The following is a 25,328-nucleotide window of genomic DNA, read 5'->3' as shown; positions in this document are numbered from 1 at the left end:
ACGAGTCCGTCGCCGCCCGCCCATACATGATGACCGCAACGACTCCCGACCAGCCGGATTCCGATCCGTCCGCCTCCGCAAGCCCCGCCGAGGCTCCCCAAACGCCGTCCGGCGACCCCGAGGCGCGCTTCTCCAGCCGCTCGATCCGCAGCTTCGTGCTGCGTCAGGGGCGCATGTCGGTCGCGCAGCAGCGCCACATGGAGGAGACCTTCCCCAAGGTCTCCATTCCCTACCGTCTCGCGCCGCTCGACCTCGACGCCGCCTTCGGCCGCGCTGCGCCGAAAATCGTCGAGATCGGCTTCGGCATGGGCGAGACCACCGCGAAGATCGCCGCCGCGCTGCCCGACAAGGACTTCCTCGGCATCGAGGTGCACGGCCCCGGCGTCGGCAGCCTGTGCAAGCTGATCGCCGACAACGGCCTCGCCAACCTGCGCATCATGCAGCACGACGCGGTCGAGGTGCTGCGCGACATGATCCCGGAAGGCGCGCTCGCCGGCGTGCATGTGTTCTTCCCCGATCCCTGGCACAAGAAGCGCCACCACAAGCGGCGCATCATCCAGCCCGACTTCGTCGCGCTGATCGCCTCGCGCCTCGCCCCGGGCGGCTACCTGCACTGCGCGACGGACTGGGAGGAATACGCGCAGTGGATGATGGAGATCCTCTCCGCCGAGCCCGCGCTGGAAAACACCGCCGACGGCTTCGCGCCGCGCCCGGACTACCGGCCGCTGACCAAGTTCGAGAACCGCGGCCTGAAACTCGGCCACGGCGTGTGGGACCTGGTGTTCCGCAAGCGCGGCTGAACGCCCGGAATTCGCTTGAGGACGGAAGTGGGAGCGGCTTCAGCCGCGAATCGGTTAGCATTCCGCATACCGCTCGTTCGCGGCTGAAGCCGCTCCCACCGGATGAACCGAGGTAAGGCGTATGTTTGGGTTTCTGGGCAGGATGTTCGCATGGATCTGGCGTGCGCTCGACCTGCTGCGGCGCGTCGTCGTCACGCTCGCGTTCCTGCTGGCGTTCGCCCTGGTCATCGCGTTCGCGCTGCATCCGGGGCCGTCCGTGCCCGACGGCGCGGCGCTGCTGCTGCGGCCCGCGGGAACCCTGGTCGAGCGCGTGCGCGTCGATGATCCGCTGGGCATCATCCGCTCGGGCGGCGCGCCGGTCGCGCAGACCTCGCTGCCCGACCTGCTCGAGGCGGTGCGCGCCGCGCGCGAGGACGATCGGATCAAGGCGCTGGTCATCGAGACCGATCAGCTCGGCCAGGGCGGACTGTCCAAGCTCGCCGAACTGCGCGAGGCGGTCCTCGCCTTCAAGAGCGGCGGCAAGCCGGTCTATGCGCGCGGCGAGCGCTTCACGCAGGGGCAGTACTTCCTCGCCAGCATTGCCGACGAGGTCCATCTCGCGCCCGACGGCTTCCTGCTGCTGCCCGGGCTCGCCCGCAACGTCAGCTATTTCAAGGGCGCGCTCGACGCGCTGGGCGTGAAGGTGCATGTGTTCCGCGTCGGCGAGTACAAGTCCTTCAGCGAACCCTTCACGCGCACCGACATGTCCGACGAGGACCGCCAATCCTCGCGCGAGCTGCTCGACACGCTGTGGGCGGGCATGCGCGAGCGCGTTGCCGGCAGCCGCAAGCTCTCTCCGGAAGCGCTCGACCGCTACGTCGAGGACTACGCCGGGCTGCTCCAGGCCACCGGCGGCGACGCGGCCCGTGCCGCGCGTGAGGCCGGCCTGGTCGATGCGCTGAGCCAGCGCGACGAATGGCACCAGCTGCTGAAGGCGCGCGTGGGCGAGAGTGCCGACGGCAAGGACTATCGGCGCATCGACGCCGACGACTACCTCGCCGCGGTGCGCGCCGCCCGCTCGCACGAGGACGCCCGCGTTGCGGTGCTGGTCGCCCAGGGATCCATCGTCGACGGTGCCGCGGACGAGGATTCCGTCGGCGGAGACAGCCTGGCGGCACAGATCCGCGCGGCACGCGAGGACGAGCGCGTGAAGGCGGTGGTGCTGCGCATCGACAGTCCCGGCGGCAGCGCCTGGGCGTCGGAGGTGATCCGCCGCGAGCTGGAGCTCACGCGCCGTGAGGGCAAGCCGGTCGTCGCGTCGATGAGCTCGGTCGCCGCCTCGGGCGGCTACTGGGTCGCCGCCGGCGCCGACGAGATCTGGGCGCGGCGGGAGACGCTTACCGGGTCGATCGGCGTGTTCGCGATGTTCCCCGAATTCACCGAACCGCTGGCCCGGCTGGGCGTCACCACCGATCGTGTTGCCACGGGGCCGCTGGCCGGTACGCTCGACCCGCGCCGCCCGCTGGAGCCTGCGCTGGCGCAGGCGATGCAGCTGGGCGTCGAGCACAGCTACCGGCGCTTCCTCGAGATCGTCGCCACGGCACGCCGGAAGGACATCGCCGAGATCGATGCCGTGGCCCGCGGCCGCGTATGGACCGGCGAGGCCGCCTTGCGCCTGGGGCTCGTCGACAAGCTCGGCGGCATCGAGGATGCGGTCGCGGCCGCGGCGAAGCGCGCGCAGCTCGAACGTTACGAGACGGTATGGCCGACCGGCGAGATCAACATCCGCAACCTGCTGCTGCGCCGCCTGATGTCGGTGGTCGGCCCCGTGGGGATCACCACCGAATCGCCGCTCGCGCGCCTCCTCGGCAGCCTGCAGGCCCAGGCCGCCGACCTGCTGCGCTGGAACGACCCGCAGCACCTGTACGGCCACTGCCTGTGCGACGCGCCCTGACGCGGGTGCGCGCGCGTCGCGGGCCTCGGCACGTGGGAGCGGCTTCAGCCGCGAATGGGCGCCGATTCGCGGCTGAAGCCGCTCCCACCGCGAAGTCGGGCATCGCGGGCTTGATCTCGGTGGGCACAGGATGATCAGCTGCAGGCGTCATCCGCCGGATGTCGGTTTCCGTAGGGCGGGAGGAGCGCAGCGCATCCCGCCGCGCAGCGTTGAAGCAGGCGACGCGGGGCCCCCCCCGGCAAGGACGGCGCGATTCCACCCCGCCCCACTCCCCTTCGGCAGACGTCCTCCGTCGCCGGAGGTCAGTCGCGCAGGAACAGCGTCAGCAGATCGTTGAGGAAGCGCCGCCCCTGCTCGGTGGGGCGGATCTCCTCGCCGTCGGTTTCCACCAGTCCGCGGCGCCGCGCCTCGATCAGCTCCGCCTCGATCGCCGCGAAGGGCAGGCCCGTGCGCTCGGCGAACAGCCGGCGCGGGAAGCCGCCGGTGAGCCGCAGCGCGTTCATCATGAACTCGAAGGGCAGCTCCGCGACGCCGACCTCGCGGCGCTCCTGCACGAACTCGCGCCGTTGCGCCCCGTCGAGGTAGCGCGTGGGGTGCTTGTGGCGCATCTCGCGCACGATGCCCTCGTGGCTCGAGAGCTTGCCGTGCGCGCCGGCGCCGATGCCGAGGTAGTCGCCGAAGGTCCAGTAGTTGAGATTGTGCCGGCACTCCTGGCCGGGCTTCGCGAAGGCGGAGGTCTCGTAATGGCGGAAACCCGCGCCGGCGAGCCGCGCCTCGATCGCCTCCTGCATGTCCGCCGAGAGATCGTCGTCGGGCAGCGGCGGCGGGTTGTGCGCGAAGGGCGTGTTGGGCTCCAGCGTCAGGTGGTAGCACGACAGGTGCGTGACGCCGAAACCGAGCGCGGTGTCGAGGTCGGCGAGCGCCTCGGCGAGCGTCTGCCGGGGCAGCGCGTACATCAGGTCGAGATTCACGCGCTCGAAGTGCGAGAGCGCCGTGTCGATCGCGCGGCGTGCCTCGTCGCCGCCGTGGATGCGACCCAGCTGCGCGAGCTGGCGGTCGTCGAAGCTCTGGATGCCCAGCGACAGGCGGTTCACGCCCGCCGCGCGATAGTCGCGGAAGCGGCCTGCCTCGACGGTGCCGGGGTTGGCCTCCAGCGTGACCTCGGCCAGCGGGTCGAGCGGCAGCAGCGTGCGGATGCCGGTCAGCAGCCGGTCCAGCCCCTGCGCGGACATCAGGCTCGGGGTGCCGCCGCCGAAGAAGATCGAATGCACACGCCGCCCCCACACCTGGGGCAGGGCCGATTCCAGGTCGGCGAGCAGGGCGTCGATGTAGGCCGCCTCGGGGATCTCGCCACCGCGCTGTGCGTGGGAGTTGAAGTCGCAGTACGGGCACTTCTTCACGCACCACGGGTAATGCACATACAGCGCGAGCGGCGGCGGGGACGTCAGTTGCGCGCGCTCCGGCAGTTCGCCGGGCGCCTGGCCCGCGGCCGGCGCGACCGCGAGCGGGATGATGCGGCGTTCGGTCACAGCGGGTCGGTTTCCAGCCTCGACAACAGGTGGCGCATCGCTGCGCCGCGGTGGCTCAGCGTGTTCTTCAGCTTCGCGTCGAGCTCGGCGGCGGTCTGGCCCAGCTGCGGCACGTAGAACAGCGGGTCGTAGCCGAAGCCGGCCTCGCCGCGCGGCGCGTCGAGGATCGCGCCGTGCCACTCGCCGTCGGCGATCAGCGGGCGCGGGTCCTCGGCGTGGCGCACCAGCACGACCACCGAGTAGAAGAAGGCGCGCCGGTCGCTGACGCCGGCGAGGCGCTCGATCAGCAGCGCGTTGTTGCGCGCGTCGGACTTGGGTTCGCCGGCATAGCGTGCGGACTGCACGCCCGGCGCGCCCCCCAGCGCCATCACGCACAGGCCCGAGTCGTCGGCGATGGCCGGCAGCCCGCTCAGCTTCGCCGCATGGCGCGCCTTCGCGAGCGCGTTTTCGACGAAGGTGTTGTGCGGCTCATCCGCTTCGGGGATGTCGAAGGCCGACTGCGGCACCACCTCGATGCCGAGGGGGGCGAGGAGGGTCGCCATCTCGGCGGCCTTCTTGGCGTTGTTGCTGGCGAGTACGAGTCGTTTGCTCATCGTGTCACTGCTCCGCAATGGCCGCGCGCTGTGCGGCGAACAGCTGGCGAATGCCTCCTTCTGCGAGTGCCAGCAGCGCGTCGAGTTCCTCGCGCGTGAAGGGCGTGCCCTCGGCCGTGCCCTGCACCTCGACGAAGCCGCCGGCGCCGGTCATCACGACGTTCATGTCGGTGTCGCAGTCCGAATCCTCCGCGTAGTCGAGGTCCAGCACCGGCACGCCCTGGTGGATGCCCACCGACACCGCGGCGACGAAGTCGCGCAGCGGGCTCGCCTTGAGCTTGCCGGTCGCGACCAGCTTCGCGATCGCGTCATGCACGGCGACGCAGGCGCCGGTGATGGCCGCGGTGCGCGTGCCGCCGTCGGCCTGCAGCACGTCGCAGTCGACGATGATCTGGCGCTCGCCAAGCGCGGCGAGATCGGTCACCGCGCGCAGGCTGCGCCCGATCAGGCGCTGGATCTCCTGCGTGCGTCCGCTCTGCTTGCCCTTGGCGGCTTCGCGCGCGCTCCTCGTGTGGGTCGAGCGCGGCAGCATGCCGTACTCGGCGGTCACCCAGCCCTGGCCCTTGCCGCGCAGGAAGGGCGGCACGTTCTCCTCGACGCTCGCCGTGCACAGCACGCGCGTCGCGCCGAACTCGACCAGCACCGATCCCTCGGCGTGGCAGGTGAAGTTGCGGGTGATGCGGACGATACGCAGTTCGTCGGGGTGGCGATGGCTCGGGCGCATGTGCGGTTCCTATTTGCTGAATTTCTGGATGGCGGCGTTGATTTCGGCAATCGCCTTTTCGATGTCGTCGTCGCTGATGTCGAAGCGCGAGGCGGGTGCGCGCGAGGTGTCGAAGCTTTCGAGCTGCGTCGTGAAGTTGTCCAGCGCCATGGTCTGCGTCGATACCGCGTCGCCGTGCGGCTCGGTGGTGTCGTCGTGCCAGCGCATCGCGATCATCGACAGGTTGTCGCAGCTCGGCCCCGCGAGCTCCTCGGCGCGGTTCATCAGCGCAGGCACCGCCTGCATGATATCGGGTGCCGACAGCCCGGCGGTCAGTGCGGTGTCGCCGAGCGGCCCCCACACGCCGTCGGTGCATAGTGCCAGGACGTCGCCGTCGCGCAGCGGCAGGCGCTTGGAGAATTCGACCTGCGGCGCGTGGTTGCCGCCGAGGCAGCTGTACACGCGGTTGCGCCCCGGATGGTGGGCGGCCTCCTCGGCGTTGAGCAGGCCCTGGTCCATCATCAGTTGCACGCGCGAATGGTCGCGCGTGTGCATCGCGATCCTGCCCTGGCGCAGCACGTACAGGCGCGAATCGCCCGCGTGCGCCCAGTAGGCGAAGCCGTCCTGGACGATGCACGCGACCACGGTCGTGCGCGGCGCCTCCTCGAGGTTCTTGTCGAAAGCGTAGTCGAGGATCGCGTTGTGCGCATTGGTCAGTGCGCGCGACAGGAACATGGAGGGGTCGCGCAGCACCGGGCGCGCGTCGCGCTGGAAAGCCTCGGTGATGAACTGCACGCAGATGTGCGAGGCGACCTCGCCGTGCAGGTGCCCGCCCATGCCGTCGGCCACCACCATCAGCAGCGCATCGCGCGAATAGCTGTAGGCGAGCCGGTCCTGGTTGTTCTTGCGCCGGCCGATGCGGCTTTCCTGGTAGATCGTGAACTTCACGCTCGCTTCCTTGTGTCTTTAGGTACGTCCGATGAACGACTTCAGTCGTGCACCGAGGTCACCGAACAGGCCCGCATGCACGGCGTCGCCGTCCTCGTCGCGCCGGATCAGCGCCTTCTGCAGCGAATACACGCTTTGCGGGCGCGCCAGCGGGTCGAGCTTCAGGCACCAGTCGACGGTGTCGAGCAGGTGCACGGAATACCGCGCGCCGTACGTCTTGCGTAGCGGCACGAGCGTGTCGTCCTTGAGGCGCTCGTCCGATCGCTGCGGGGGATTGCCGGTGACGCACGCGTACAGGCTCGCCCCTACGCTGTAGATGTCGCTCCACGGCCCCAGCGCGTCGCGGTGCTCGAATTGTTCGGGCGACGCGAAGCCGGGCGTGTACATCGGCTTCAGTATGGGCTGGTCGCTCAGCAGCGTCTGCCGCGCCGCGCCGAAGTCCAGCAGCACCGGCGTGCCGTCGTTGCGCAGGTAGATGTTCGACGGCTTGATGTCCAGGTGCAGCAGCTTGTGCGCATGCACCTCGCGCAGGCCGTTGAGCATGCGAGTGAACACCACGCGGATGAAGCGCTCGCTCACCTCGCCGCGGTGTTTCTGGATATAGTCGTGCAAGGTGCGTCCGCGCTCGAACTTCATCACCATGTAAACTGTGCCGTTGGCGCGAAAGAAATTCAGCACCTGCACGACGTTGGGGTGCATCAGCTTCGCGAGCGAGCGGCCCTCTTCGAAGAAGCATTTCATCCCGTAGCGGAATGCGGGCATGTGCTCCTCGGAGACCTGCGGCTCGAATTCGCCGTCCTTGCGCAGGGCGAGCGAGTTGGGCAGGTACTCCTTGATCGCGACCGGCGTGCCTTCGGCGTCGTTGGCGAGATAGACGATGGAGAAGCCGCCCAGCGAAAGCTGCCGCTCGATCCGGTACTGGTCCAGCTGGAAGCCGGCGGGAAGTGGGCAGTTCGTTTGCGCAGGCATTTGGAGGAAGGCTGGGACCCGGCTTTCCGCGGCATATTCTTGTTTGGAACCCGCAGTGTACAGGATCGCGGCGGGTTCCCGGAGACACTACCGATGATCCACAGCATGACCGGCTTTGCCGTGCAGACCCGCGACCTGGGTCGCGTCAGCATCCACCTCGAGCTGCGCAGCGTGAATTCGCGCTACCTCGACCTGTTTTTCCGCATCGGTGACGAGCTGCGCCAGGCCGAACCGGCCATCCGCGAGCTGATCTCCGCGCGCCTGACCCGCGGCAAGGTCGAATGCCGGCTCAACCTCCAGACCAACGGCGCCGCGCCGCGCAGCCTCGCCCTCAACGCCGCGCTGCTCGAGCAGCTGGGCGACGCGGAAGCGCGCGTGCGCGACCGCCTGCCGTCCGCCGCCCACCTGTCGGTGGCCGAGGTCCTGCGCTGGCCCGGCATGCTCGCCGACGACAGCGTGGGGTTCGACGAAGTGCAGCCGGCCGTGCTCGAACTCGCGAAGGCCGCGCTCGACGAACTCGTCGCAACGCGCCGCCGCGAAGGCGACAAGCTCGCGGCGATGATCCGCGAGCGCCTCGACCGCATGCGCGAGCTCGTCGCCCAGGCCCAGCCGCGCGTGCCCGCGCTGGTCGCGGAGTATCAGGAAAAGCTCACGACGCGCCTGCGCGAGGCGGTCGCCTCGCTCGACGAGGACCGCATCCGCCAGGAAGTCGCCCTCTTCGCCCAGCGAATCGACGTCGCCGAGGAGCTGTCGCGCCTGATCGCCCACATCGACGAGGTGCAGCGCATCCTCAAGGCCGGCGGGGCCGCCGGCAAGCGCCTCGACTTCCTGATGCAGGAACTCAATCGCGAGGCCAACACGCTCGCATCGAAGTCTGCCGCGACCGAAGTCACCGGCATCGCGATGGAGATGAAGGTGCTGATCGAGCAGATGCGCGAACAGGTGCAGAACATCGAGTGAACGTACTGCGGCCCGCGTAGCGGGCCGTCCGCCGCCTGGCCGCCGTCAGCGTCCGGACGCTTCCGCTGGCTGCAGGTGGCGGGCGATCGCGGCGGTCGCCAGTTCGGCCGCGCGCGCGGTGAATTCCCGGCAGCGCCGGTGCAGCTGCCGCTCGCGGAACATCGCCTGACCCTCGGCGCTGCCCAGGTCGCAGCCGAGCAGCCGGTCGCAGTCGCGCGCGCCGAAGATGCGCTCGAATTCCACGACCAGGTCCTGCACCGCGCCGTAGGCGGCGGCGACCGGGCGGTCGGCGTGTGCGCGGCCCAGCACGTGGCCGATGCCGATGATGCCGCCGCTCAGTGCGCCGCAGGGCCCGCAGGTGCGCGCCACGCCGCTGCAGAATCCGGTGGCGGCGCGCGTCAACAGGTCCGCCTCCTCGGCCGTGCCGACGAGGGCCCGCACCACGCTTTCGGCGCAATACAGCCCGCCGTCGAAAGCCGCTTCCGCCTTGCTCTGTGCCGAGTCGATAGGTCGCTCCATATATGCTCCCGTGAGCGCGGTCGGGATGCCGCGTCATGCATACAAATTATGACATTAAAATGTTTGCGCGATCGTGCCGAACGCCGCAAGATTCCCGGCGTTTTGCTCGCGCAAGGGGGTGTTTGCGAGCATGAGTGGAACACTATGGACGTCTGCGGACGTGCCTTGCGGAGCGGCGACCCCGCCCAGCTTTCGAACGGAGCAGAAAATGAGGAACGGAATACTTGCAGCGACCGTGGTATGCAGCCTCGCCGGCTTGCCTGCCGGCGTCGCGGCGCAGATGCAGCCGGAGAATCTCGGCGTGTCGGTGGAGGTGCGCGAGGAGGTGCACAACAGCTTCATTTTCGTGCTGCGCGACGACATTCCCGCGAACGAAGTGACGCGCCACGCCAATGCGCTCGCAGCCGGAGCCGGTGGGCGGATCACCCACACCTACACGACGGCGCTCAAGGGCTTCGCGGCGAAGCTGCCCGACGAGGCGGCGGCGCGCATGCTCGCGTCCAATCCGCTGATCGCGTCCTACGAGCCCGACGCCATCGCCTACGCCTTCGCCCGGCCGGGCACGGCCGTGACCTATCCCTGCACGGCCCCGCAGACGCCGTGGGGCGTCACGCGCGTCGGTGGAGCCGGTGACGGCACGGGCCGCACCGCGTGGGTCATCGACACCGGCATCGATTTCGAGCACCCCGACCTGAACGTCGATATCGCACGCAGCAAGAGCTTCCTCGTGCGCGGCAAGACGACGGCCGACGACGGCAACGGCCACGGCACGCACGTCGCCGGGACGATCGCGGCGAAGAACGACACCTGCGACGTCGTCGGCGTCGCAGCCGGGGCGACCGTCGTCGCCGTGCGCGTGCTCGACAACAGCGGCTCCGGCAGCTACTCCGGCGTGATCAAGGGGATCGACTATGTCGCGCAAGTCGCGAAGGCGGGCGATGTCGCCAACATGAGCCTGGGCGGCGGATACAGCGCGTCGCTCAATGCGGCGGTCGAAAACGCAGCGGGCAAGGGCATCTTCTTCTCCCTCGCGGCCGGCAACGAGAGCGACGACGCCGCCCGGTACTCGCCGGCCAGCGCGAGCGGCGCGAACATCTACACGGTGTCGGCGATCGACGGGGCCGACAACTTCGCGTCATTCTCCAACTACGGCAATCCGCCGGTCGACTGCGCCGCGCCGGGCGTAAACGTCGTGTCGACGAAGAATGGCGGCGGCGTCACGAGCTATTCCGGCACCTCGATGGCCGCCCCGCACGTCGCCGGCATCCTGCTGTTGGGCACGCCGACCACCAGCGGCACCGTCAAAGGCGATCGCGACAGCAATCCGGACCCGATCTGCCACCGCTGATTGCGGCCTGAGCCCCGCCGCAGCGTGCGCGGTGGGGCATCGCCATTGTCGTTCAGGGCGCGTCGCACCTTTCAGCTGCGGCTGGTGCGATCTCCGCGCCGCGCTCCGCGAGCAGCGCGCGCAGCACCGAGCGGTGGCAGTGCGCCTCGTCGGCGCAGTAGCAGCCCACCGAGAAGTTCGTCTGGTGCGACAGCGCGGCCAGCACGTCGAGCGAGCGGCTGTTGTCGGGTGAGTTCATCTCGGCGCGGTAGCGCTTCACGAAGGCCTGCCACTCGCCCGGGGCCTGTCGCTGCTGCGCCTGTTGCGCGAGCTTCATCGTCTCGACGCTCGGGGCGAGGTTGGGATACCACACGTCGTACCAGTCCTGCGTCGCGAACTCGGTCTTCGGTACACCGCGTGGCGGACGGCGTACCGTGCCGATGCGCAGGCCTTCGTCGGCCGCTCGCGGCGTGCCCAGGCGGACGATGCGCAGGACCATGACCATCCCTCCTTTCTTCATTCCCCGCAGGGGGCGTGGCCGCCCGCGCGGACCTCAGCGGTGGCTGGGAATCCCCTTATACACCCGCCATACCTCTTCCGCACCATGGCGCCGTTCCAGCCGGCGCACGATGAAGTGCCCGCGCGCCATGTCCTGGAAGTGGCCGATGAAGACGGTGTTGATCACCGCGCCGCCGACGGCGCCCAGCACCGGCACCGCCTGTGCGGCGACCTTCTGCGACACGTTGATCGAGAAGCGCGAGGCGAGCTGCGCGATGAGCCGGACGACGACGGGGGCGCCGTGCTGCACCGCGCCCTGCTGTGCGAGGAAGCGCGCGGCCTCCGACACGGCCTTTGCCATTGCGGCGCGGGCGGCGAAGTAGGCGGTTTCGGCCGCATCGTCGCCTGCGGCGCGGCCGCCCAGCGCGAGCACCTGCAGGCATTGCAGGCGCGCGTCGAGGCTGCGCAGGTCCTCGCCTTCGCTGCGCGCGATGTCGGCGATCGAGCGCAGCATGATCGTCGTCGATACGGGCAGCTCGATCGCCAGCGCCGCCAGCCCGAAGGCGCCGCCGGCCGCTCCGGTGGTGCCCACCGCGAGCTTGTGCCAGCGGTTCGCGGGCGTCTCTGCGCGCTCGTGGTCCAGCGTGCGCAGCGCGACGTCGAGCGCGGTTTCGATCGCCTTGCGCGTCGCCCCCATCACGGCGGCGTTCCAGCGCTTCGGCAGCATTTCGAAGCCGCGCTCGATCGGCGAGCCGAGGGCCTCGCTGATGCGTGCGGCGAGGCCGGGGTTCTCAAGGAGGGCGCGCGCCTGCTGGAGTTCTGCGACCTCGGCGGGGGAAAGAGGCATCGTGGCGATCCGGACGAAGGGGCGTTGGGGCTGCGAGCGTTGTGGCCCCATGATCCGCCATTCGACGCCTTGCCGCACGGGAAGGTTCGTTCGGCAGCGGTACGTGCCGGAACACTTGCCGACGATCCGGTAGTGCCGTTGCGGTCAGCGGCGGCGCAGGCTGATCCCGATGCCGAGCAGGCCGATGCCGACGAGGGCAAGTACGCCCGGCTCCGGTACGGCCGCGGCGACAGCGTCTGCGCTGCCCGGGAGATCCGCGGCCAGGAGGCCGGTCGGTACGTCGAACAGCATCAGGCGGTAATGGGCGGCGAAGATCCCCTGGGTTGCGCTGCCCGTCCACGCGGAGCGTTGGCTGTCTGCGTCGATCAGCGCGAGGAGTTCATCGAACTCGCCGGTCGCGGGGCCGTCGAGATCGAGTTCGTCCAGATCGAACGCGGCGGTGGGCTGCGACAGGTCGAACACATATCGGCCCAGGCTGGTCGGTGCGCTGCCGGGCAGTACCGCGCCCAGATCGACCGCATAGAGCGGCAGACCGCCCAGTTCGGCGAGCGAATATCCGAGGTTTCCGCTGCCCGGAAGCCAGGCAATCGAAAAGCTCGTCGTGCCGCTGATGCCGGCGACCGTTCCCGATCCGGTCGAGGGCGCGGTGGGCCCGGCGCGCGTGATCGTGAGCGTCGCGATGCCGCCATAGCTCGCGACACTCTGCGCATCGATGCCGAGCGCTGTCCACGCCGGGGACGACACTGTCGTGCCAAGCACAGCAGCAAGTGCGCAGCGCGTGATCAAGGTGCGCGACGGCATGGCGGCATGACCTCCTTCCGCGTCGACAATGGAGTTGCACCAATTCGGTGCAAGAACTGCGCCAAACTTTGCAAGTTACGGAATTTAAGCAGGTATTTTATGCAATGACGTAGGCATTACGACCGCAGTGTAAAATGTGCCGACAGTGGCCGACATTTTGCGGACGGGGGATCGCGCCGGGATTGCCGATTTGCGCGCCGGGCGTCCCCGGTTTATCTTCCGCAGGCCGCTCCTCAATCGATTCCGCTCCTCCATGACGACTCGCTTTAACCTCGCCGGCTCCAGGTTCGCCCGTCCGCTCCGTTTCGCGTGGCGACTGGCATGAATGCGCCGGTGCGCGCCCGCGACGTCGCCGCGCTCGGCCAGGTGTTCACGCCGGAGGCGGTCGTGCGCGCGATGCTTGCCCTGCGCCGCAATCGCGGCCGCGTGCTGGAGCCGTCTTGCGGCGACGGCGCTTTCCTGCGCCATCTGCCGGGCGCGGTCGGGATCGAGTACGACGCCGTGCACTGCCCGCCCGGCGCGACGCGGATGGACTTCTTCGCCTACCCGGAAAGCGAGCGCTTCGACACCATCATCGGCAATCCGCCCTACGTGCGCTTCCAGGACATCCCGGCCGCGACGCGGGAACTGCTGCACGACGAGCACTTCGACGGGCGCTCCAACCTGTACCTGTTCTTCATCGAGAAGTGCCTGCGCCACCTCGCGCCGGGCGGCGAGCTGATCTTCATCACGCCGCGCGACTTCCTCAAGGTGACCTCGGCGGTGAAGCTCAACCGCCTGATGATGGCGAGCGGCACGATTACCGACGCGATCGAGCTCGGGGATGCGCGCGTGTTCGACGACGCGGTGCCCAACTGCCTGATCTGGCGCTTCGAGAAGGACAACTTCGAGCGCAGCGTGCGCCATGCGGAAATCGGCGCGGCCGATCGCCTCGCGGATGCGCTCGCAGCGCCGGCGTGGCAGACGCGCCACCTCGTCGAGTGCGCCGGCCACCTGATGTTCGCGCGCGGCGACTACCCATTGCGGTTGTCCGACGTCGCCTTCGTCAAGGTCGGAGCGGTGTCCGGCGCCGACGACATCTATGCGGACGCGACCGCGGGAAACCGCGACTTCGTGTGCTCGGCGACGGTGAAAAGCGGCGCCACGCGGCGCATGCTGTGGGTGGATCCCGAAGATCCGCCGCCCGCGGCGCTGCTGCCGCACAAGGCGCGCCTGATCGCGCGCCGCGTGAACAATTTTGACGAGCGCAACTGGTGGCATTGGGGGCGCGGGTATTTCCAGTCGGCGCGCCCGCGCGTGTATGTGAATGGACGCACGCGCCGGCCGCAGCCCTTCTTCCTGCACGACTGCCCGCACTACGACGGCGCGGTGCTGGCGGTGTTTCCGCGGCGCGAGGACGTCGAGCTCGCGGCCTTCCGTGACGCCTTGAATGCCGTCGATTGGGGCGATCTCGGCTTCGTCTGCGACGGGCGTTACATCTTCACCCAGCGCAGCCTCGAGAACGCGCCGCTGCCCGAGCACTTTCGCGTCTTCGCCGCGGTCTGAATCCCTGCAGGGCTGGGTGTTGTAGTATTCGTGCAAAACCATCGCCGCCGGCGCACCTCGCCGGCGGCATCCATTACGGGAAAAATTCCATGGTTCCTCACCTTACGACGGCCCTCACCGGCCCGCTGCTGGAGCTGGAGAAGCACTTCCTCGGCCATGCCACGGAGATCGAGCGCTGGATGCGCGTGCAGTGGCAGGACCATATGCCGCCCTTCTACGCCTCGACCGACCTGCGCAATTCGGGCTTCAAGCTCGCGCCGGTCGACCTCAACCTGTTCCCCGGCGGCTGGAACAACATCAACGACGTGTTCATGCCGCTTTGCGTGCAGGCCGCGCAGGACGCGATCGAGCGCATCTGCCCGGACGCGCGCCAGCTGCTGCTGATCCCCGAGAACCACACGCGCAACCAGTTCTACCTGCAGAACGTCGCCAAGCTCGTGTCGGTGCTGCAACTCACCGGCCTCGAGGTGCGTGTGGGCTCGCTGCTGCCCGAGATCACCGCGCCGACGACGTTGGACCTCGCCAACGGCGGCACGCTGACGCTGGAGCCGCTGCTGCGCACCGGCAACCGCGTCGGGCTCGCCGGCTTCAACCCCTGCGCGATCCTGCTCAACAACGACCTGTCGGGCGGCGTGCCGGCGATCCTCAAGGGGCTCGACGAGCAGTGGCTGATCCCGCCGCTGCACGCGGGCTGGCACGCGCGGCGCAAGTCGATCCATGCCGCCGCCTACGATCGCGTCGCACGCGAGTTCGCCGAGGTGATCGGCATCGACCCGTGGCGCATCAACCCCGAGTTCGGCGTGTGCGGCCAGATCAACTTCCAGGAGCGCACCGGCGAGGAATGCCTCGCCGCCGAGGTCGACAGCCTGCTCACGCGCATCCGCGGCAAGTACAAGGAATACGGCGTCGACGAGACGCCCTTCGTCGTCGTCAAGGCCGACGCCGGCACCTACGGCATGGGCGTGATGACGGTGCGCGACGCCTCCGAGGTCGTCGGCCTCAACCGGCGCCAGCGCAACAAGATGAGCGTCGTGAAGGAAGGCCTGCAGGTGCAGGAGGTCATCATTCAGGAAGGCGTGCATACCTTCGAGACGGTCGATGACGCGGTCGCCGAGCCGGTCGTGTACATGATGGACCGCTTCGTCGTCGGCGGCTTCTACCGCGTGCATACCGAGCGCGGCCGCGACGAGAACCTCAACGCGCCGGGCATGCACTTCAAACCGCTGGCCTTCCAGACCTGCTGCTCGCTGCCCGACTGCCGCCAGGCGCCGGACGCCGCGCCGAACCGCTTCTACGCCTACGGCGTGGTCGCGCGCCTCGCGCTGCTCGCAGCCTCGGTCGAGATCGAAGAGACCGAGCCGGCCGAAGCGGACGTGGCGTAAAGGGCGGTCATGGGAAAGAGCCTGAAGATCGCCTTCATCGTCGATCCCCTCGACAAGCTGAAGGCCTACAAGGATTCCAGCATCGCGATGATGCGCGCGGCACATGCGCGCGGGCATGAGGTGTTCGCGATCCAGCGCCCGGCGCTGAGCTGGTGCGAGGGCGTGGTGTCGGCGCGCGCGCTGGCGCTCGAGCCCCTGGCGGACGACCACGACTGGTACCGGCCGGGCACCGAAGCCCTGCTGCCGCTGACCGCCTTCGACGCCGTGCTGATGCGCCAGGACCCGCCCTTCGACTTCGAGTACGTGACCGCGACCTGGATGCTCGAACGCGCGGTCGCCGCCGGTGCGCGCATCTTCAACGACCCGCGCGCGATCCGCGATCATTCCGAGAAGCTCGCGATCTGCGAGTTTCCGGACCTGATCCCGACGACGCTGGTCGCGCGCGACGCGGTCGACGTCAACGCCTTCATCGACCAGTTCGGCGACGTGATCCTGAAGCCGCTCGACGGCATGGGCGGTACGCAGATCTTCCGCGTGCGCGCGGACGACCCGAACCGCAACGTGATCATCGAGACGCTCACGCACGAAGGCACGCGCACGATGATGGCGCAGCGCTTCCTGCCCGAGATCGCCGAGGGCGACAAGCGCGTGCTGATCATCGGCGGCGAGGTCGTGCCGTATTCGCTCGCGCGCATCCCCAAGGCGGGCGAGACGCGTGGCAACCTCGCGGTCGGCGGGCGCGGCGTCGCGATGCCGCTGACCGAGCGCGAGCACGAGATCGCCGCCTTCCTCGCGCCCATCCTCCATGCGCGCGGCCTGCTGATCGTGGGTCTGGACGTGATCGGCGGGCGGCTGACCGAGATCAACGTCACGAGCCCCACCTGCTTCGTCGAGATCGCGGAGCAGACCGGCTACGATGTGGCCGCGCTGTTCGTCGACCAGCTCGAGAAGGCCTGCACGCGATGAACCTGCGCGAGGCGCTGCGGCGGGCTGCCGCGCTCCTGCTACCCCTGCTGTGTGCGGCGTTGCTCGCGGCGTGCTCCAACTCCGAGCTGCACAAGCAGGAGGCCTACGTGTTCGGCACGCGCGTCGATGTCACCGTGTATGGCGAGACGCGCGAGACGGCCGAGGCGGCGATGGCGGAGGTATTGCGCGAGTTCGACCGCCTGCATCGTGCCTACCACGCGTGGCAGCCGTCCGAGCTGACCGCGCTGAACGACGCGATCGCGCGCGGCGAGGTCGCGACCGTGTCGACCGAGCTGGCGACCATGCTCACGGACGCGGGCCGGCTGGCGGACCTGGGCGACAACCTGTTCAACCCGGCAATGGGTGCGCTGATCGAGATGTGGGGTTTCCAGGCCGACGAGTTCGTGCCGCGCCGCCCAGACGCTGCTGCGCTGCAGGCGGTGCTGGAAGCCGCTCCGCGCATGTCCGACCTCGTCATCAGCGGCAACAAGGTCGAAAGCCGCAATCCGGCCGTGAAGCTCGACCTCGGCGGCTACGCCAAGGGCTACGCGCTCGACCGTGCGGCGGCGATCCTGCGCGCGAAGGGCATCGAGAACGCACTCATCAACATCGGCGGCAACATCCTGGCGCTGGGCAAGAAGGGCGACAGCCCGTGGCGCATCGGCCTGCAGCACCCGCGCGAACCGCAGCCGCTCGCGACCCTGCCGCTGTACGACGGCGAGGCGATCGGCACCTCGGGCGATTACCAGCGCTACTTCGAGCTCGACGGCAAGCGCTACTCGCATCTGCTCGACCCGCGCAGCGGCGGGCCGGCGGAGGCCACGCAGTCCCTGACCGTGCTCGTGACCCCGCGCGAGGCGGCGGGTACGCTCTCGGACGCCGCGAGCAAGCCGCCCTTCATCGCCGGCGACAACTGGCGTCCATATACGCGCCGCTACGGCATCGACCATGCGCTGCGCGTGGCGGCCAACGGGCACATCGAGGTCACGCGCGAGCTGCGCGCGCGCCTGCAGTTCCCGTCCGGCAGCGCGCCTGTCACCGTCGTCGACTGATGCCGCCGCTGCGCGCGCACCTCGATCGCCTGGCGATCTCCATGATGATGCTCTTGTGCACCATCTGGGGAATGCAGCAGGCGGCGATCAAGATCACCAACGCCGGCATCTCGCCGCTGTGGCAGGCGGGCTGGCGCTCGGTCGGCGCGACGCTGCTGATCCTGCTGTGGGCGCGCCTGCGCGGGGTGAAGCTCGGCGAGCCGGACGGCACGCTGGCGCCGGGCGTGATCGCCGGCCTGCTGTTCGCCGCCGAGTTCGCGCTGATCTTCGCGGCGCTGCAGTACACCACCGCCTCGCGCGGCGTGATCTTCCTGTACACCGCCCCCTTCATGGTCGCCCTCGGGGCGGTGTGGCTGCTGCCGCACGAGCACATGCGTCGCGCGCAGTGGGGCGGCATGGGCCTGGCCTTCGCCGGGGTGCTGGTGCTGTTCGGCGAGGGCCTGCTGGAGCCTTCGGGGAAGGCGTGGATCGGCGACCTGATGATGCTCGGCGCGGCCGTGGCTTGGGCGGCGACGACGCTCACCATCAAGCTGAGTCCGCTCGCGCGCGCCTCGGCGGAAAAGACGCTGCTGTACCAGCTCGGCGTGTCGGCCCTGTCGCTGACATTGCTCTCGCTCGCCTTCGGCGAGCCCGGCGTGTTCGCGGCCGATGCGCGCGTGTGGACGGCCTTCGCGTTCCAGACCGTGATCGTCGCCGCGGCGAGCTACCTCGCGTGGTTCTGGCTGATCTCGCAGTACCCGGCGACGCGCCTGTCCTCGTTCTCCTTCCTCACCCCGGTGATGGGCGTGCTCGCGGGCGTGGTGGTGCTCGGCGAGCCGATGACGCCGGCGATCTGGCTCGCGCTGGCGCTCGTCGGGGTCGGCATCTGGATCGCCAACCGTCCGCCGCGGGACGCCTGAGCGCACTCGTGCGCGGATGCGCCGGCGCGCGCATCGTGCCGCCGGATCGGCTACAGTGATCGTTCATCCGCCTTTCCACGGGAGGCCGCCGCATGTCGGAGCCGAAGATCGAGTTCTGGTACGAGTTCGCGAGCTCGTATTCCTACCTGTCGGTGATGCGCATCGAGGCCCTGGCGCGCGACGCCGGCGTCGCCGTGGAGTGGAAACCCTTCCTGCTCGGCCCGGTGTTCCTCGCGATGGGCTGGAACGATTCGCCGTTCAACATCTACCCGCCCAAGGGGCGCTACATGTGGCGCGACCTCGCACGGCTCGCGGACAAGTACGGACTGCCTTTCCGCATGCCCAGCCGCTTTCCGCGCAGCGGCCTGCTCGCGGCACGGCTCGCGCTGCTGGGCGTGGAGCAGGGCTGGGTCGCGGAGTTCTCGCGCAAGGTGATGCTCGCGAACTTCGCCGAGGACCGCGAGATCGGCGAGCCGGAGGTGATCGGGGCGATCCTTGCGGAACTCGGTCTGCCGGTCGACGAACTGCTCGCCGCCGCGGTCACGGAGGACAACAAGCGTGCGCTGCGCCGCCAGACCGAGCGTGCGGCCGAACTGGGGATGTTCGGCGCGCCGAGCTTCCGCGTCGGTGAGGAGCTGTTCTGGGGCAACGATCGGCTGGAAGACGCACTCGCGTGGGCGCGGCGCCCGTCGTAGGGCGGGAGCAGCGCAGCGAATCCCGCCGCGCCGGCGCCGCAGGTTTCGTTTCTCCGCCCTGAGACCTGCGCGGGCCCTCCAGTCCTCAATTGGCCGGCTTGGCTGCGTCCTTCGCCTTCTCCGCCTCGCGCTGGCGGATGCGTTCCTCGTAGCGCGCGCGGTCGCGCGCCGCCGCTTCGGCGCGGCCGGCCGCTTCGGCTTCGGCCTGCGCGCGCGCCTTGGCCTTTTCCGCGTCCTTCTGCTTGCGTTCGGCCTGCTGCGCTTCCTTCGCGCGGACCGCATCGGCCTCGCGCTGGCGGCGCGTGCTGTCCGCCATCGGGTCGGGCTGGATCTCGAACACGCCTTCCGCGGCGGGCGCGGCCGGTTCTGTCGGCGCGTCGGTCTGCGTGCGCCCGCTTTCCGCGGCGGCGCGCCGCTTCTGCGCGAGTTCGGTGCGGCTCGCCTCAGCCTCCAGCGCGCGCGCCTTGCCGACGGTCTCCAGGTGCGCGTCCTTCGCGTTGGCGATGCAGCGATTGAAGAGGAAACGCTCGTAGCACTGCGGCAGTTCCGCGGCGAGCGCGTCGTCGGCCTGCCGGCGCAGCGCCTTGGCCTCGTCGCGCAGCTTGGCGGCGCGCTCCAGCTCGGGGTTGGCCTCAGGGGCGGCGTCGGCGGCAAGGGCGCCGCCGCAGGCGAGGGCGAGCAGCAGGGGCAGGAACGCTGGCAGGTGAGGTGTTAGGCGAGGGGGCACGATGTCCGGCGTCGGTCGGGTTCGGGGATGCGTAGAATAACGCCTTTGCCCGAAGATGCGCTGACGTGATCCAGTTTCGCAACCTCCGCCTCGCCCGGGGCGCCAAAGTCCTCGTCGAATCCGCCTCCCTGCAGATCCACCCCGGCTGGCGGGTCGGCCTCACCGGCGCCAACGGTACCGGCAAGTCCAGCCTGTTCGCGCTGCTGCGCGGGCTGCTGCACCAGGACCAGGGCGACCTCGACATCCCCGCGGGCTGGCAGATCGCGCACGTCGCGCAGGAAACGCCTGCGCTGGCGAAGCCTGCGATCGAATACGTGCTCGACGGCGACGCCGAGCTGCGCGCGGTCGAGGCGAAGCTCGCCGCGGCCGAAGCGGCGCACGATGGCGCGCATATCGGAGAACTGCACGCGCGCCTGCACGAGATCGGCGGCTACGCATCGCGCGCCCGCGCCGCTGCGCTGCTCGACGGCCTGGGTTTCGTCGGCAACGACCCCGAGCGCCCCGTGTCGGACTTCTCCGGCGGCTGGCGCATGCGCCTGAACCTCGCGCAGGCGCTGATGTGCCGCTCCGACCTGCTGCTGCTCGACGAGCCGACCAACCACCTCGACCTCGACGCCGTGATCTGGCTGGAGCAGTGGCTGCGCGACTACCGCGGCACGCTGCTGCTGATCTCGCACGACCGCGAGTTCCTCGACGCCTGCATCACCCACATCGCCCACATCGAGCAGCAGCGCCTGACCCTCTACTCCGGCGGCTACTCGGACTTCGAGCGCCAGCGCGCCGAGCGCCTGGCGCAGCAGCAGGCGCTGTTCGAGAAGCAGCAGCGCGAGGTCGCGCACATCGAGAACTACATCCGCCGCTTCCGCGCCCAGGCCACCAAGGCCCGCCAGGCGCAGAGCCGCATCAAGGCGCTCGAGCGCATGGAGCGCATCGCCGCGGCGCACATCGACACCCCGTTCTCGTTCAGCTTCCGCGAAGGCCCGGCTGCGCCCGACCCGCTACTGCAGATCGAGGATGGCGCGGTGGCCTATGGCGAGCGCACCGTGCTCGACCGCATCCGTCTGACGCTTCGGCCGGGCGAGCGCGTGGGCCTGCTCGGGCGCAACGGCGCCGGCAAGTCCACGCTGATCAAGCTGCTGTCCGGTGAACTCCAACTCGCCGCGGGCAGCCGCAGCGAAGGCAAGGGCCTGGCGATCGGCTACTTCGCCCAGCACCAGCTCGAAACCCTGCGCCCGGAGGAATCCCCGCTGCAACACATGGTCCGCCTCGATCCGCGCGCCCGCGAGCAGGAGCTGCGCGACTACCTCGGAGGCTTCGACTTCCGCGGCGACGGCGTCGGCGGCACCTCGACGCCGGCGACCACGCCCTGCGGCCCGTTCTCTGGCGGCGAGAAGTCGCGCCTCGCGCTCGCGCTGATGATCTGGCAGCGCCCCAACCTGATGCTGCTCGACGAGCCGACCAACCACCTCGACCTCGAGATGCGCCACGCGCTCACGCTCGCGCTGCAGGACTACGAGGGCGGCATGGTGCTGGTGTCGCACGACCGGGCGCTCTTGCGTGCGACCTGCGACCGCTTCCTGCTCGTCGACGACCGCCGCATCCAGCCCTTCGACGGCGACCTCGACGACTACCGCGACTGGCTCGCGACGCGCCGCGCGCAGGCCGCCGAGGCCGCGAAGTGCCCCGACCGCGAGGCCGACAAGGCCGCACGCAAGGCCGACCGCGCGCAGTCCGCCGCGGAGCGCCAGGCACGGCTCGCGGCGCGCCGCCCGCTGGTGAAGGAGATCGACCAGATCGAGAAGAAGCTCGCCGGCTGGCAGGGCGAGAAGAAACTGCTCGACGCGCGCCTGTCGGACCCGACCCTGTATGCCGGCGGCGATTCCGCCCAGCTGCAGACCCTCCTCAAGCGCCAGGCGGAACTCGCCGGCTGGATCGACGAGGCGGAAATGCGCTGGCTGGAGATCTCGGAGGCGCTGGAGGCGCTGCCGGCGGATTGAACTGCCGCGTATCCGGCGTAGGGCGGGAGGAGCGCAGCGCATCCCGCCGGTCCGGGCGTCGGGGCATGATCGAGCGCCGCGTGGCGGGATACGCCTTCGGCTCCTCCCGCCCTACGGTTCGTTGCCGACAGGATTTGATCGCGTCCTACGCCACCGCGACCCAGCGCGCCGGGTCGATCTGCCACTGCGCGAAATCCTCGTGCTCGACCACCGCATCGCACGAGTCCGCGAGGTTCAGCTCGCGCGGCGTCGTGTAGCAGCGCTGCTTGAGGTCGAAGATCACCAGCACCCGCGGCTTGAGCAGATTGTCCGGGTTCTGCTCCTGCACCACGGCGAGCGCCCCGCTCTGCAGGCTCACGAGCGAGCCGGTCGGGTAGATGCCGATCGAGCGGATGAAGGCATGCACGAGCTTCGGTGCGAAGTGGAACTTGCTCCATTCGAGGAGCTTCCGCAACGCCAGCGTCGGCGGCATGCCCTTGTGGTACACGCGGTTCGAGGTGATCGCGTCATAGACGTCGACGATCGCGGCCATCTGCCCGTACAGGCTGATGCCGTCGCCCGCGAGGCGGTTGGGGTAGCCGCTGCCGTCGAAGCGTTCGTGGTGCTGCGCGGCGACCTCCAGCGCGATCTCGCTGATGCCGGGCGTGTCCTGCAAAATGATCTTGCTCTGTACGACGTGCGACTTCATCGCGTCAAACTCGGCGTCGGTGAGCTTGCCCGGCTTGTTGAGAATGTTCTCGGGCACCTTGGCCTTGCCGACGTCGTGCAGCAGCGCGCCGATCGAGATCTCGCGGATCACCTCGCGCGGCAGCTCCAGCGTGCGCGCGAAGCACGTCATCAGCGCGCATACCGACACCGAATGCATGAAGGTGTAGTCGTCGTGGTCCTTCAGGTGCAGCAGCGGCAGCAGCGCGTCCGACTTGCGGAACACCGACGCGACGATGTTCTCGACCAGCGGTTCGATCTGCTCCACCTCGATCTGCTTGCCCAGCCGGATGTCGCCCATCATGTCGCGCACGATGCGCCGCGCTTCCCCATGCAGCCGCCGCGCGCGGTAACGCTCGGCCTCGGGCGAGATCGCCAGCTCCTCCGCCGGCCGCGTCGTCGCGATGCGGTCCAGCGTCGCGTCGACTTCGCGCGCGGCTTCCTCCGCACTCGGCGCATCGGCCACGTCGCCGCCGCGCGCCGTGTCGATGTAGATCTCGCGCACGCCGGTCGCACGCACGCGCGCCAGCGTCGCCGCGTCCTTGACGAGGAAGCGGCTGAGCACGAAGTCGTGGTCGATCCAGTCGCAGTTCAGGTCGTGGATGAACATGCCCCGCGCGAGCTGGTCGATGCGAATGAGTTTGATCATTGGCGGGATGCGCGGCGCGACTGCGCGTGGTTGGTCGGGCAGATGCCATTTATACCGCATATCGGCGGCGCCGCGCGACCGCGGCTGTGCGACGCTTCGTCCGCAGCCGGGTCCCGAATGCGGGCTTTTTGCGGCTAAAGTGGCGCATGGGAGCCCGTCGTGCCCCCGCACAACCCTTGTCCCGAGGATTCCGCATGCCCGCTGCCCTGCCGCTCGACCTGCCGGCCCTGCTCGCCGCGCGCGAGCGCATCCGCGACGCCATCCTGCGCACCGTGCAGTGGCAGAACGACCCGCTCTCCGAGGAGCTGGGCGTGCCGCTGCGCCTCAAGCTCGAGAACCTGCAGCGCACCGGCTCGTTCAAGCTACGCGGCGCCACGCACAAGATCGGCCGCCTGCTGGCCGGCAAGAATCCGCCTATCGGCGTCGTCGCCGCCTCTGCCGGCAACCACGCGCAGGGGGTGGCACGCGCGGCGGCGCAGAGCGGGCTGCGCGCCGTCGTGTTCATGCCGGTGAACGCGCCGCTGACGAAGATCCTGTCCTGCCGCAAGCTCGGCGCCGACGTGCGCCTGGTCGGCGAGACGCTGGAAGCGGCGACGGACGAGGCGACGAAACTCGCCAAGGCCGAAGGCCTCGCCTTCCTCCATCCCTACGACGACTGGGACGTGATCGCCGGGCAGGCGAGCTGCGGCCTGGAGATGCTGGAGGACGCGCCGGACACGACAGTCGCGATCGTGCCGCTGGGCGGCGGCGGCCTGATCTCGGGCATCGCCTTGGCGCTCAAGCTGCAGAACCCGGCGATCCGCGTGATCGGGGTGCAGACCGAGGCGGTCGCGCCGTGGCGCAGCTACCTGCGCGACGGTGCGTTGGAGGAGGTGCCGCCGGGCGCGCACACGATCGCCGACGGCATCAAGGTGAAGCGCCCCGGCAAGCTCACGCGCCAGGTCATCGCACGCTACGTCGATGAGATCGTGACCGTGGACGACAACGCGATCGCCGAGGCCATCGTGACGCTGCTCGAACGCACGCGCACGATAGGCGAAGGGGCAGGCGTCGTCGGGCTCGCCGCGCTGATGCAGAAGAAGATCGCGCTGCGCGCGGACGACCGCGCTGTGGTCGTGATCTCCGGCGGCAACGTCGACATGACGCTGGTGGGGCGCTCGATCGACTACGGCCTCGCGTCGAGCGGACGGCTGATGTGCGTCGCGGTGACGATCTCCGACGCGCCGGGCCAGCTGCTCTCGGTGCTCAAGACGGTCGCCGACCTGGGGATGAACGTGCGCCACGTCGAACATCGGCGCGGCGAACTGCACGTGCCCGTGGGCATGACCGAGGTGATCCTGCAGATGGAGACGCGCGACTTCGAGCATCAGGACGAACTGCGCGCGCATTTCGCGCAGCAGGGCCTGCGCGTGCGCAACCTGCTGGCCGGCTGAGCGGAAAAGAAAAACGGGACGACCGGAGGCCGTCCCGCCAAATGGCCTCCATCGGGGCCAAGGGTTACGCATTTAGCCCTGCCATTATAGGGCCATATCACCCAGACCGCTGGCCTTCTAATAGGTTCCCGGTAGATTAAATTTTTTGAACGATGACGGTTCCGCGTGCGGCGGCAGGGTGGTCGGCGACTGCTAGAATCCGGGGTTCATTTATTCGCCGAAACAGGAAGCTTGCCGTGCAGATCGTCTGTCTCGACCTCGAAGGTGTGCTGGTCCCCGAAATCTGGATCGAATTCGCCGAGCGTACCGGCATCCCGGAGCTGCGCCGCACGACGCGCGACGAGCCGAACTACGACACGCTCATGAAGTACCGGCTCAACATCCTTGCCGAGCGCAAACTGGGCCTGCCCGACATCCAGGACGTGATCGCCAGCATGGGCCCGATGGCCGGTGCGCGCGACTTCCTCGACGACCTGCGCGAGAGCTACCAGGTCGTGATCCTCTCCGACACCTTCCAGGAATTCGCCAAGCCGCTGATGAAGCAGCTCGGCTGGCCGACCCTGCTGTGCCACCGCCTCGAGGCCGACGCGAACGGCGTGCTGGTGAACTACCACCTGCGCATGCCCGACCAGAAGCGCGAGGCCGTCAAGCGCTTCAAGGAGCTGAACCTCAAGGTCGTCGCCGCGGGCGACTCGTACAACGACACCGCGATGCTCGGCGAGGCGCACGGCGGCATCCTGTTCCATCCGCCCGAGAACGTGATCCGCGAATTCCCGCAGTTCCCGGTGACGCGCAGCTATGCCGAGCTGCGCCGCGAGATCGACAAGGCGTTCGCGCGCGTCGCGTAATCC

Annotated in this window: 24 protein-coding genes; 13 read left to right on the top strand and 11 right to left on the bottom strand. The window is 69.3% G+C overall.

Going from position 1 to position 25,328, the window contains the following annotated elements:
• Nucleotides 1–29 precede the first annotated feature (29 nt).
• Together trmB and sppA are read left to right on the top strand one after the other, a co-directional pair.
• Nucleotides 30–800 carry a tRNA (guanosine(46)-N7)-methyltransferase TrmB gene (trmB, locus tag GO615_RS01325; protein ID WP_169125243.1) on the top strand — a complete coding sequence of 257 codons (771 nt, stop codon included), beginning with the start codon at nt 30–32 and terminating at the stop codon, nt 798–800.
• 121 nt (nt 801–921) lie between these two features.
• Nucleotides 922–2,733 (top strand): signal peptide peptidase SppA, encoded by a 1,812-nt coding sequence (sppA, locus tag GO615_RS01320; RefSeq protein ID WP_169125242.1) that lies wholly within the window; start codon nt 922–924, stop codon nt 2,731–2,733.
• A gap of 302 nt (nt 2,734–3,035) precedes the next feature.
• Here the strand turns inward: sppA and hemW are convergent, their stop codons facing one another.
• The 5 genes from hemW to GO615_RS01295 are packed head-to-tail and all read right to left on the bottom strand — an operon-like array spanning nt 3,036 to nt 7,475.
• Complete coding sequence (hemW, locus tag GO615_RS01315; protein WP_169125241.1) at nt 3,036–4,262, bottom strand: radical SAM family heme chaperone HemW; 1,227 nt, start codon at nt 4,260–4,262, stop codon at nt 3,036–3,038.
• Nucleotides 4,259–4,855 (bottom strand): RdgB/HAM1 family non-canonical purine NTP pyrophosphatase, encoded by a 597-nt coding sequence (gene rdgB, locus GO615_RS01310; RefSeq protein ID WP_169125240.1) that lies wholly within the window; start codon nt 4,853–4,855, stop codon nt 4,259–4,261. Before rdgB ends, hemW begins: the two co-directional genes overlap by 4 nt.
• A 4-nt stretch (nt 4,856–4,859) precedes the next feature.
• Nucleotides 4,860–5,579 (bottom strand): ribonuclease PH, encoded by a 720-nt coding sequence (gene rph / locus GO615_RS01305; protein ID WP_169125239.1) that lies wholly within the window; start codon nt 5,577–5,579, stop codon nt 4,860–4,862.
• Between the two features lie 9 nt (nt 5,580–5,588).
• A complete protein-coding gene (locus GO615_RS01300) occupies nt 5,589–6,506 on the bottom strand; it encodes a protein phosphatase 2C domain-containing protein (RefSeq protein WP_169125238.1) in 918 nt (305 codons plus the stop codon).
• 18 nt (nt 6,507–6,524) lie between these two features.
• Complete coding sequence (locus tag GO615_RS01295) at nt 6,525–7,475, bottom strand: serine/threonine protein kinase (protein ID WP_169125237.1); 951 nt, start codon at nt 7,473–7,475, stop codon at nt 6,525–6,527.
• A gap of 93 nt (nt 7,476–7,568) precedes the next feature.
• Between GO615_RS01295 and GO615_RS01290 the strand changes: the two genes are divergently transcribed.
• Nucleotides 7,569–8,435, top strand: a complete 867-nt coding sequence (locus GO615_RS01290) for a YicC/YloC family endoribonuclease (RefSeq protein WP_169125236.1) — start codon at nt 7,569–7,571, stop codon at nt 8,433–8,435.
• Between the two features lie 45 nt (nt 8,436–8,480).
• On the opposite strand, the gene GO615_RS01285 is transcribed toward GO615_RS01290, so the two are convergent.
• Entirely contained in the window at nt 8,481–8,954 is a 474-nt protein-coding gene (locus tag GO615_RS01285) for a C-GCAxxG-C-C family protein (RefSeq protein WP_169125235.1), read from the bottom strand.
• 208 nt (nt 8,955–9,162) lie between these two features.
• Here GO615_RS01285 and GO615_RS01280 point away from each other — a divergent pair, with 208 nt between their 5' ends.
• Nucleotides 9,163–10,302 carry a S8 family serine peptidase gene (locus GO615_RS01280; protein WP_169125234.1) on the top strand — a complete coding sequence of 380 codons (1,140 nt, stop codon included), beginning with the start codon at nt 9,163–9,165 and terminating at the stop codon, nt 10,300–10,302.
• Between the two features lie 52 nt (nt 10,303–10,354).
• Here GO615_RS01280 and GO615_RS01275 read toward each other — a convergent pair whose 3' ends face one another.
• The 3 genes from GO615_RS01275 to GO615_RS01265 form a co-directional block, all read right to left on the bottom strand.
• A complete protein-coding gene (locus GO615_RS01275; RefSeq protein WP_169125233.1) occupies nt 10,355–10,780 on the bottom strand; it encodes a DUF488 domain-containing protein in 426 nt (141 codons plus the stop codon).
• 54 nt (nt 10,781–10,834) lie between these two features.
• Complete coding sequence (locus GO615_RS01270) at nt 10,835–11,626, bottom strand: EcsC family protein (RefSeq protein WP_169125232.1); 792 nt, start codon at nt 11,624–11,626, stop codon at nt 10,835–10,837.
• A gap of 144 nt (nt 11,627–11,770) precedes the next feature.
• Entirely contained in the window at nt 11,771–12,427 is a 657-nt protein-coding gene (locus GO615_RS01265; RefSeq protein WP_169125231.1) for a PEP-CTERM sorting domain-containing protein, read from the bottom strand.
• Between the two features lie 321 nt (nt 12,428–12,748).
• On the opposite strand from GO615_RS01265, the gene GO615_RS01260 reads away from it, so the two are divergent.
• From GO615_RS01260 to GO615_RS01235, 6 genes are all read left to right on the top strand, one after another.
• Nucleotides 12,749–13,972, top strand: a complete 1,224-nt coding sequence (locus tag GO615_RS01260) for an Eco57I restriction-modification methylase domain-containing protein (protein WP_169125230.1) — start codon at nt 12,749–12,751, stop codon at nt 13,970–13,972.
• Between the two features lie 89 nt (nt 13,973–14,061).
• On the top strand, nt 14,062–15,354 hold the full coding sequence (gene gshA / locus GO615_RS01255; protein WP_169125229.1) for a glutamate--cysteine ligase: 1,293 nt from the start codon (nt 14,062–14,064) through the stop codon (nt 15,352–15,354).
• A gap of 9 nt (nt 15,355–15,363) precedes the next feature.
• The gene (gshB, locus tag GO615_RS01250; RefSeq protein ID WP_169125228.1) at nt 15,364–16,320 is read left to right on the top strand and encodes a glutathione synthase; all 957 of its coding nucleotides are present in this window, start codon (nt 15,364–15,366) and stop codon (nt 16,318–16,320) included.
• Nucleotides 16,317–17,372, top strand: coding sequence for an FAD:protein FMN transferase (locus GO615_RS01245; RefSeq protein ID WP_211166899.1), 1,056 nt, complete (start codon nt 16,317–16,319; stop codon nt 17,370–17,372). Before gshB ends, GO615_RS01245 begins: the two co-directional genes overlap by 4 nt.
• Nucleotides 17,372–18,271: a DMT family transporter gene (locus GO615_RS01240; RefSeq protein WP_169125227.1), complete on the top strand. Its 900-nt coding sequence runs from the start codon at nt 17,372–17,374 to the stop codon at nt 18,269–18,271. The genes GO615_RS01245 and GO615_RS01240 overlap by 1 nt, the downstream gene beginning before the upstream one ends.
• A gap of 92 nt (nt 18,272–18,363) precedes the next feature.
• A complete protein-coding gene (locus GO615_RS01235; RefSeq protein WP_169125226.1) occupies nt 18,364–18,966 on the top strand; it encodes a 2-hydroxychromene-2-carboxylate isomerase in 603 nt (200 codons plus the stop codon).
• Between the two features lie 85 nt (nt 18,967–19,051).
• On the opposite strand, the gene GO615_RS01230 is transcribed toward GO615_RS01235, so the two are convergent.
• On the bottom strand, nt 19,052–19,693 hold the full coding sequence (locus tag GO615_RS01230) for a hypothetical protein (RefSeq protein WP_339380052.1): 642 nt from the start codon (nt 19,691–19,693) through the stop codon (nt 19,052–19,054).
• 65 nt (nt 19,694–19,758) lie between these two features.
• On the opposite strand from GO615_RS01230, the gene GO615_RS01225 reads away from it, so the two are divergent.
• Nucleotides 19,759–21,690 (top strand): ATP-binding cassette domain-containing protein, encoded by a 1,932-nt coding sequence (locus GO615_RS01225; protein ID WP_169125225.1) that lies wholly within the window; start codon nt 19,759–19,761, stop codon nt 21,688–21,690.
• 145 nt (nt 21,691–21,835) lie between these two features.
• On the opposite strand, the gene GO615_RS01220 is transcribed toward GO615_RS01225, so the two are convergent.
• Complete coding sequence (locus tag GO615_RS01220) at nt 21,836–23,044, bottom strand: HD-GYP domain-containing protein (RefSeq protein WP_169125224.1); 1,209 nt, start codon at nt 23,042–23,044, stop codon at nt 21,836–21,838.
• A 194-nt stretch (nt 23,045–23,238) separates the two neighbouring features.
• Here GO615_RS01220 and ilvA point away from each other — a divergent pair, with 194 nt between their 5' ends.
• The gene (gene ilvA, locus GO615_RS01215) at nt 23,239–24,477 is read left to right on the top strand and encodes a threonine ammonia-lyase (protein WP_169125223.1); all 1,239 of its coding nucleotides are present in this window, start codon (nt 23,239–23,241) and stop codon (nt 24,475–24,477) included.
• Between the two features lie 152 nt (nt 24,478–24,629).
• Nucleotides 24,630–25,325 (top strand): bifunctional phosphoserine phosphatase/homoserine phosphotransferase ThrH, encoded by a 696-nt coding sequence (gene thrH, locus GO615_RS01210; RefSeq protein ID WP_339380051.1) that lies wholly within the window; start codon nt 24,630–24,632, stop codon nt 25,323–25,325.
• Nucleotides 25,326–25,328: the final 3 nt, after the last annotated feature.

Source organism: Aromatoleum evansii, assembly GCF_012910805.1.
GTDB classification, from domain to species: Bacteria; Pseudomonadota; Gammaproteobacteria; order Burkholderiales; family Rhodocyclaceae; genus Aromatoleum; species Aromatoleum evansii.
This window is presented reverse-complemented; position numbering and strand designations above follow the sequence as displayed.

Bases quoted from the DNA above. Each gene is read 5' to 3' on its own strand.
- trmB (WP_169125243.1), top strand. From the start codon at position 30: ATGACCGCAACGACTCCCGACCAGCCGGATTCCGATCCGTCCGCCTCC.
- sppA (WP_169125242.1), top strand. From the start codon at position 922: ATGTTTGGGTTTCTGGGCAGGATGTTCGCATGGATCTGGCGTGCGCTC.
- rdgB (WP_169125240.1), bottom strand. From the start codon at position 4,855: ATGAGCAAACGACTCGTACTCGCCAGCAACAACGCCAAGAAGGCCGCC.
- rph (WP_169125239.1), bottom strand. From the start codon at position 5,579: ATGCGCCCGAGCCATCGCCACCCCGACGAACTGCGTATCGTCCGCATC.
- GO615_RS01295 (WP_169125237.1), bottom strand. From the start codon at position 7,475: ATGCCTGCGCAAACGAACTGCCCACTTCCCGCCGGCTTCCAGCTGGAC.
- GO615_RS01290 (WP_169125236.1), top strand. From the start codon at position 7,569: ATGATCCACAGCATGACCGGCTTTGCCGTGCAGACCCGCGACCTGGGT.
- GO615_RS01285 (WP_169125235.1), bottom strand. From the start codon at position 8,954: ATGGAGCGACCTATCGACTCGGCACAGAGCAAGGCGGAAGCGGCTTTC.
- GO615_RS01280 (WP_169125234.1), top strand. From the start codon at position 9,163: ATGAGGAACGGAATACTTGCAGCGACCGTGGTATGCAGCCTCGCCGGC.
- GO615_RS01275 (WP_169125233.1), bottom strand. From the start codon at position 10,780: ATGGTCCTGCGCATCGTCCGCCTGGGCACGCCGCGAGCGGCCGACGAA.
- GO615_RS01270 (WP_169125232.1), bottom strand. From the start codon at position 11,626: ATGCCTCTTTCCCCCGCCGAGGTCGCAGAACTCCAGCAGGCGCGCGCC.
- GO615_RS01265 (WP_169125231.1), bottom strand. From the start codon at position 12,427: ATGCCGTCGCGCACCTTGATCACGCGCTGCGCACTTGCTGCTGTGCTT.
- GO615_RS01260 (WP_169125230.1), top strand. From the start codon at position 12,749: ATGAATGCGCCGGTGCGCGCCCGCGACGTCGCCGCGCTCGGCCAGGTG.
- gshA (WP_169125229.1), top strand. From the start codon at position 14,062: ATGGTTCCTCACCTTACGACGGCCCTCACCGGCCCGCTGCTGGAGCTG.
- gshB (WP_169125228.1), top strand. From the start codon at position 15,364: ATGGGAAAGAGCCTGAAGATCGCCTTCATCGTCGATCCCCTCGACAAG.
- GO615_RS01245 (WP_211166899.1), top strand. From the start codon at position 16,317: ATGAACCTGCGCGAGGCGCTGCGGCGGGCTGCCGCGCTCCTGCTACCC.
- GO615_RS01240 (WP_169125227.1), top strand. From the start codon at position 17,372: ATGCCGCCGCTGCGCGCGCACCTCGATCGCCTGGCGATCTCCATGATG.
- GO615_RS01235 (WP_169125226.1), top strand. From the start codon at position 18,364: ATGTCGGAGCCGAAGATCGAGTTCTGGTACGAGTTCGCGAGCTCGTAT.
- GO615_RS01220 (WP_169125224.1), bottom strand. From the start codon at position 23,044: ATGATCAAACTCATTCGCATCGACCAGCTCGCGCGGGGCATGTTCATC.
- ilvA (WP_169125223.1), top strand. From the start codon at position 23,239: ATGCCCGCTGCCCTGCCGCTCGACCTGCCGGCCCTGCTCGCCGCGCGC.
- thrH (WP_339380051.1), top strand. From the start codon at position 24,630: ATGACGGTTCCGCGTGCGGCGGCAGGGTGGTCGGCGACTGCTAGAATC.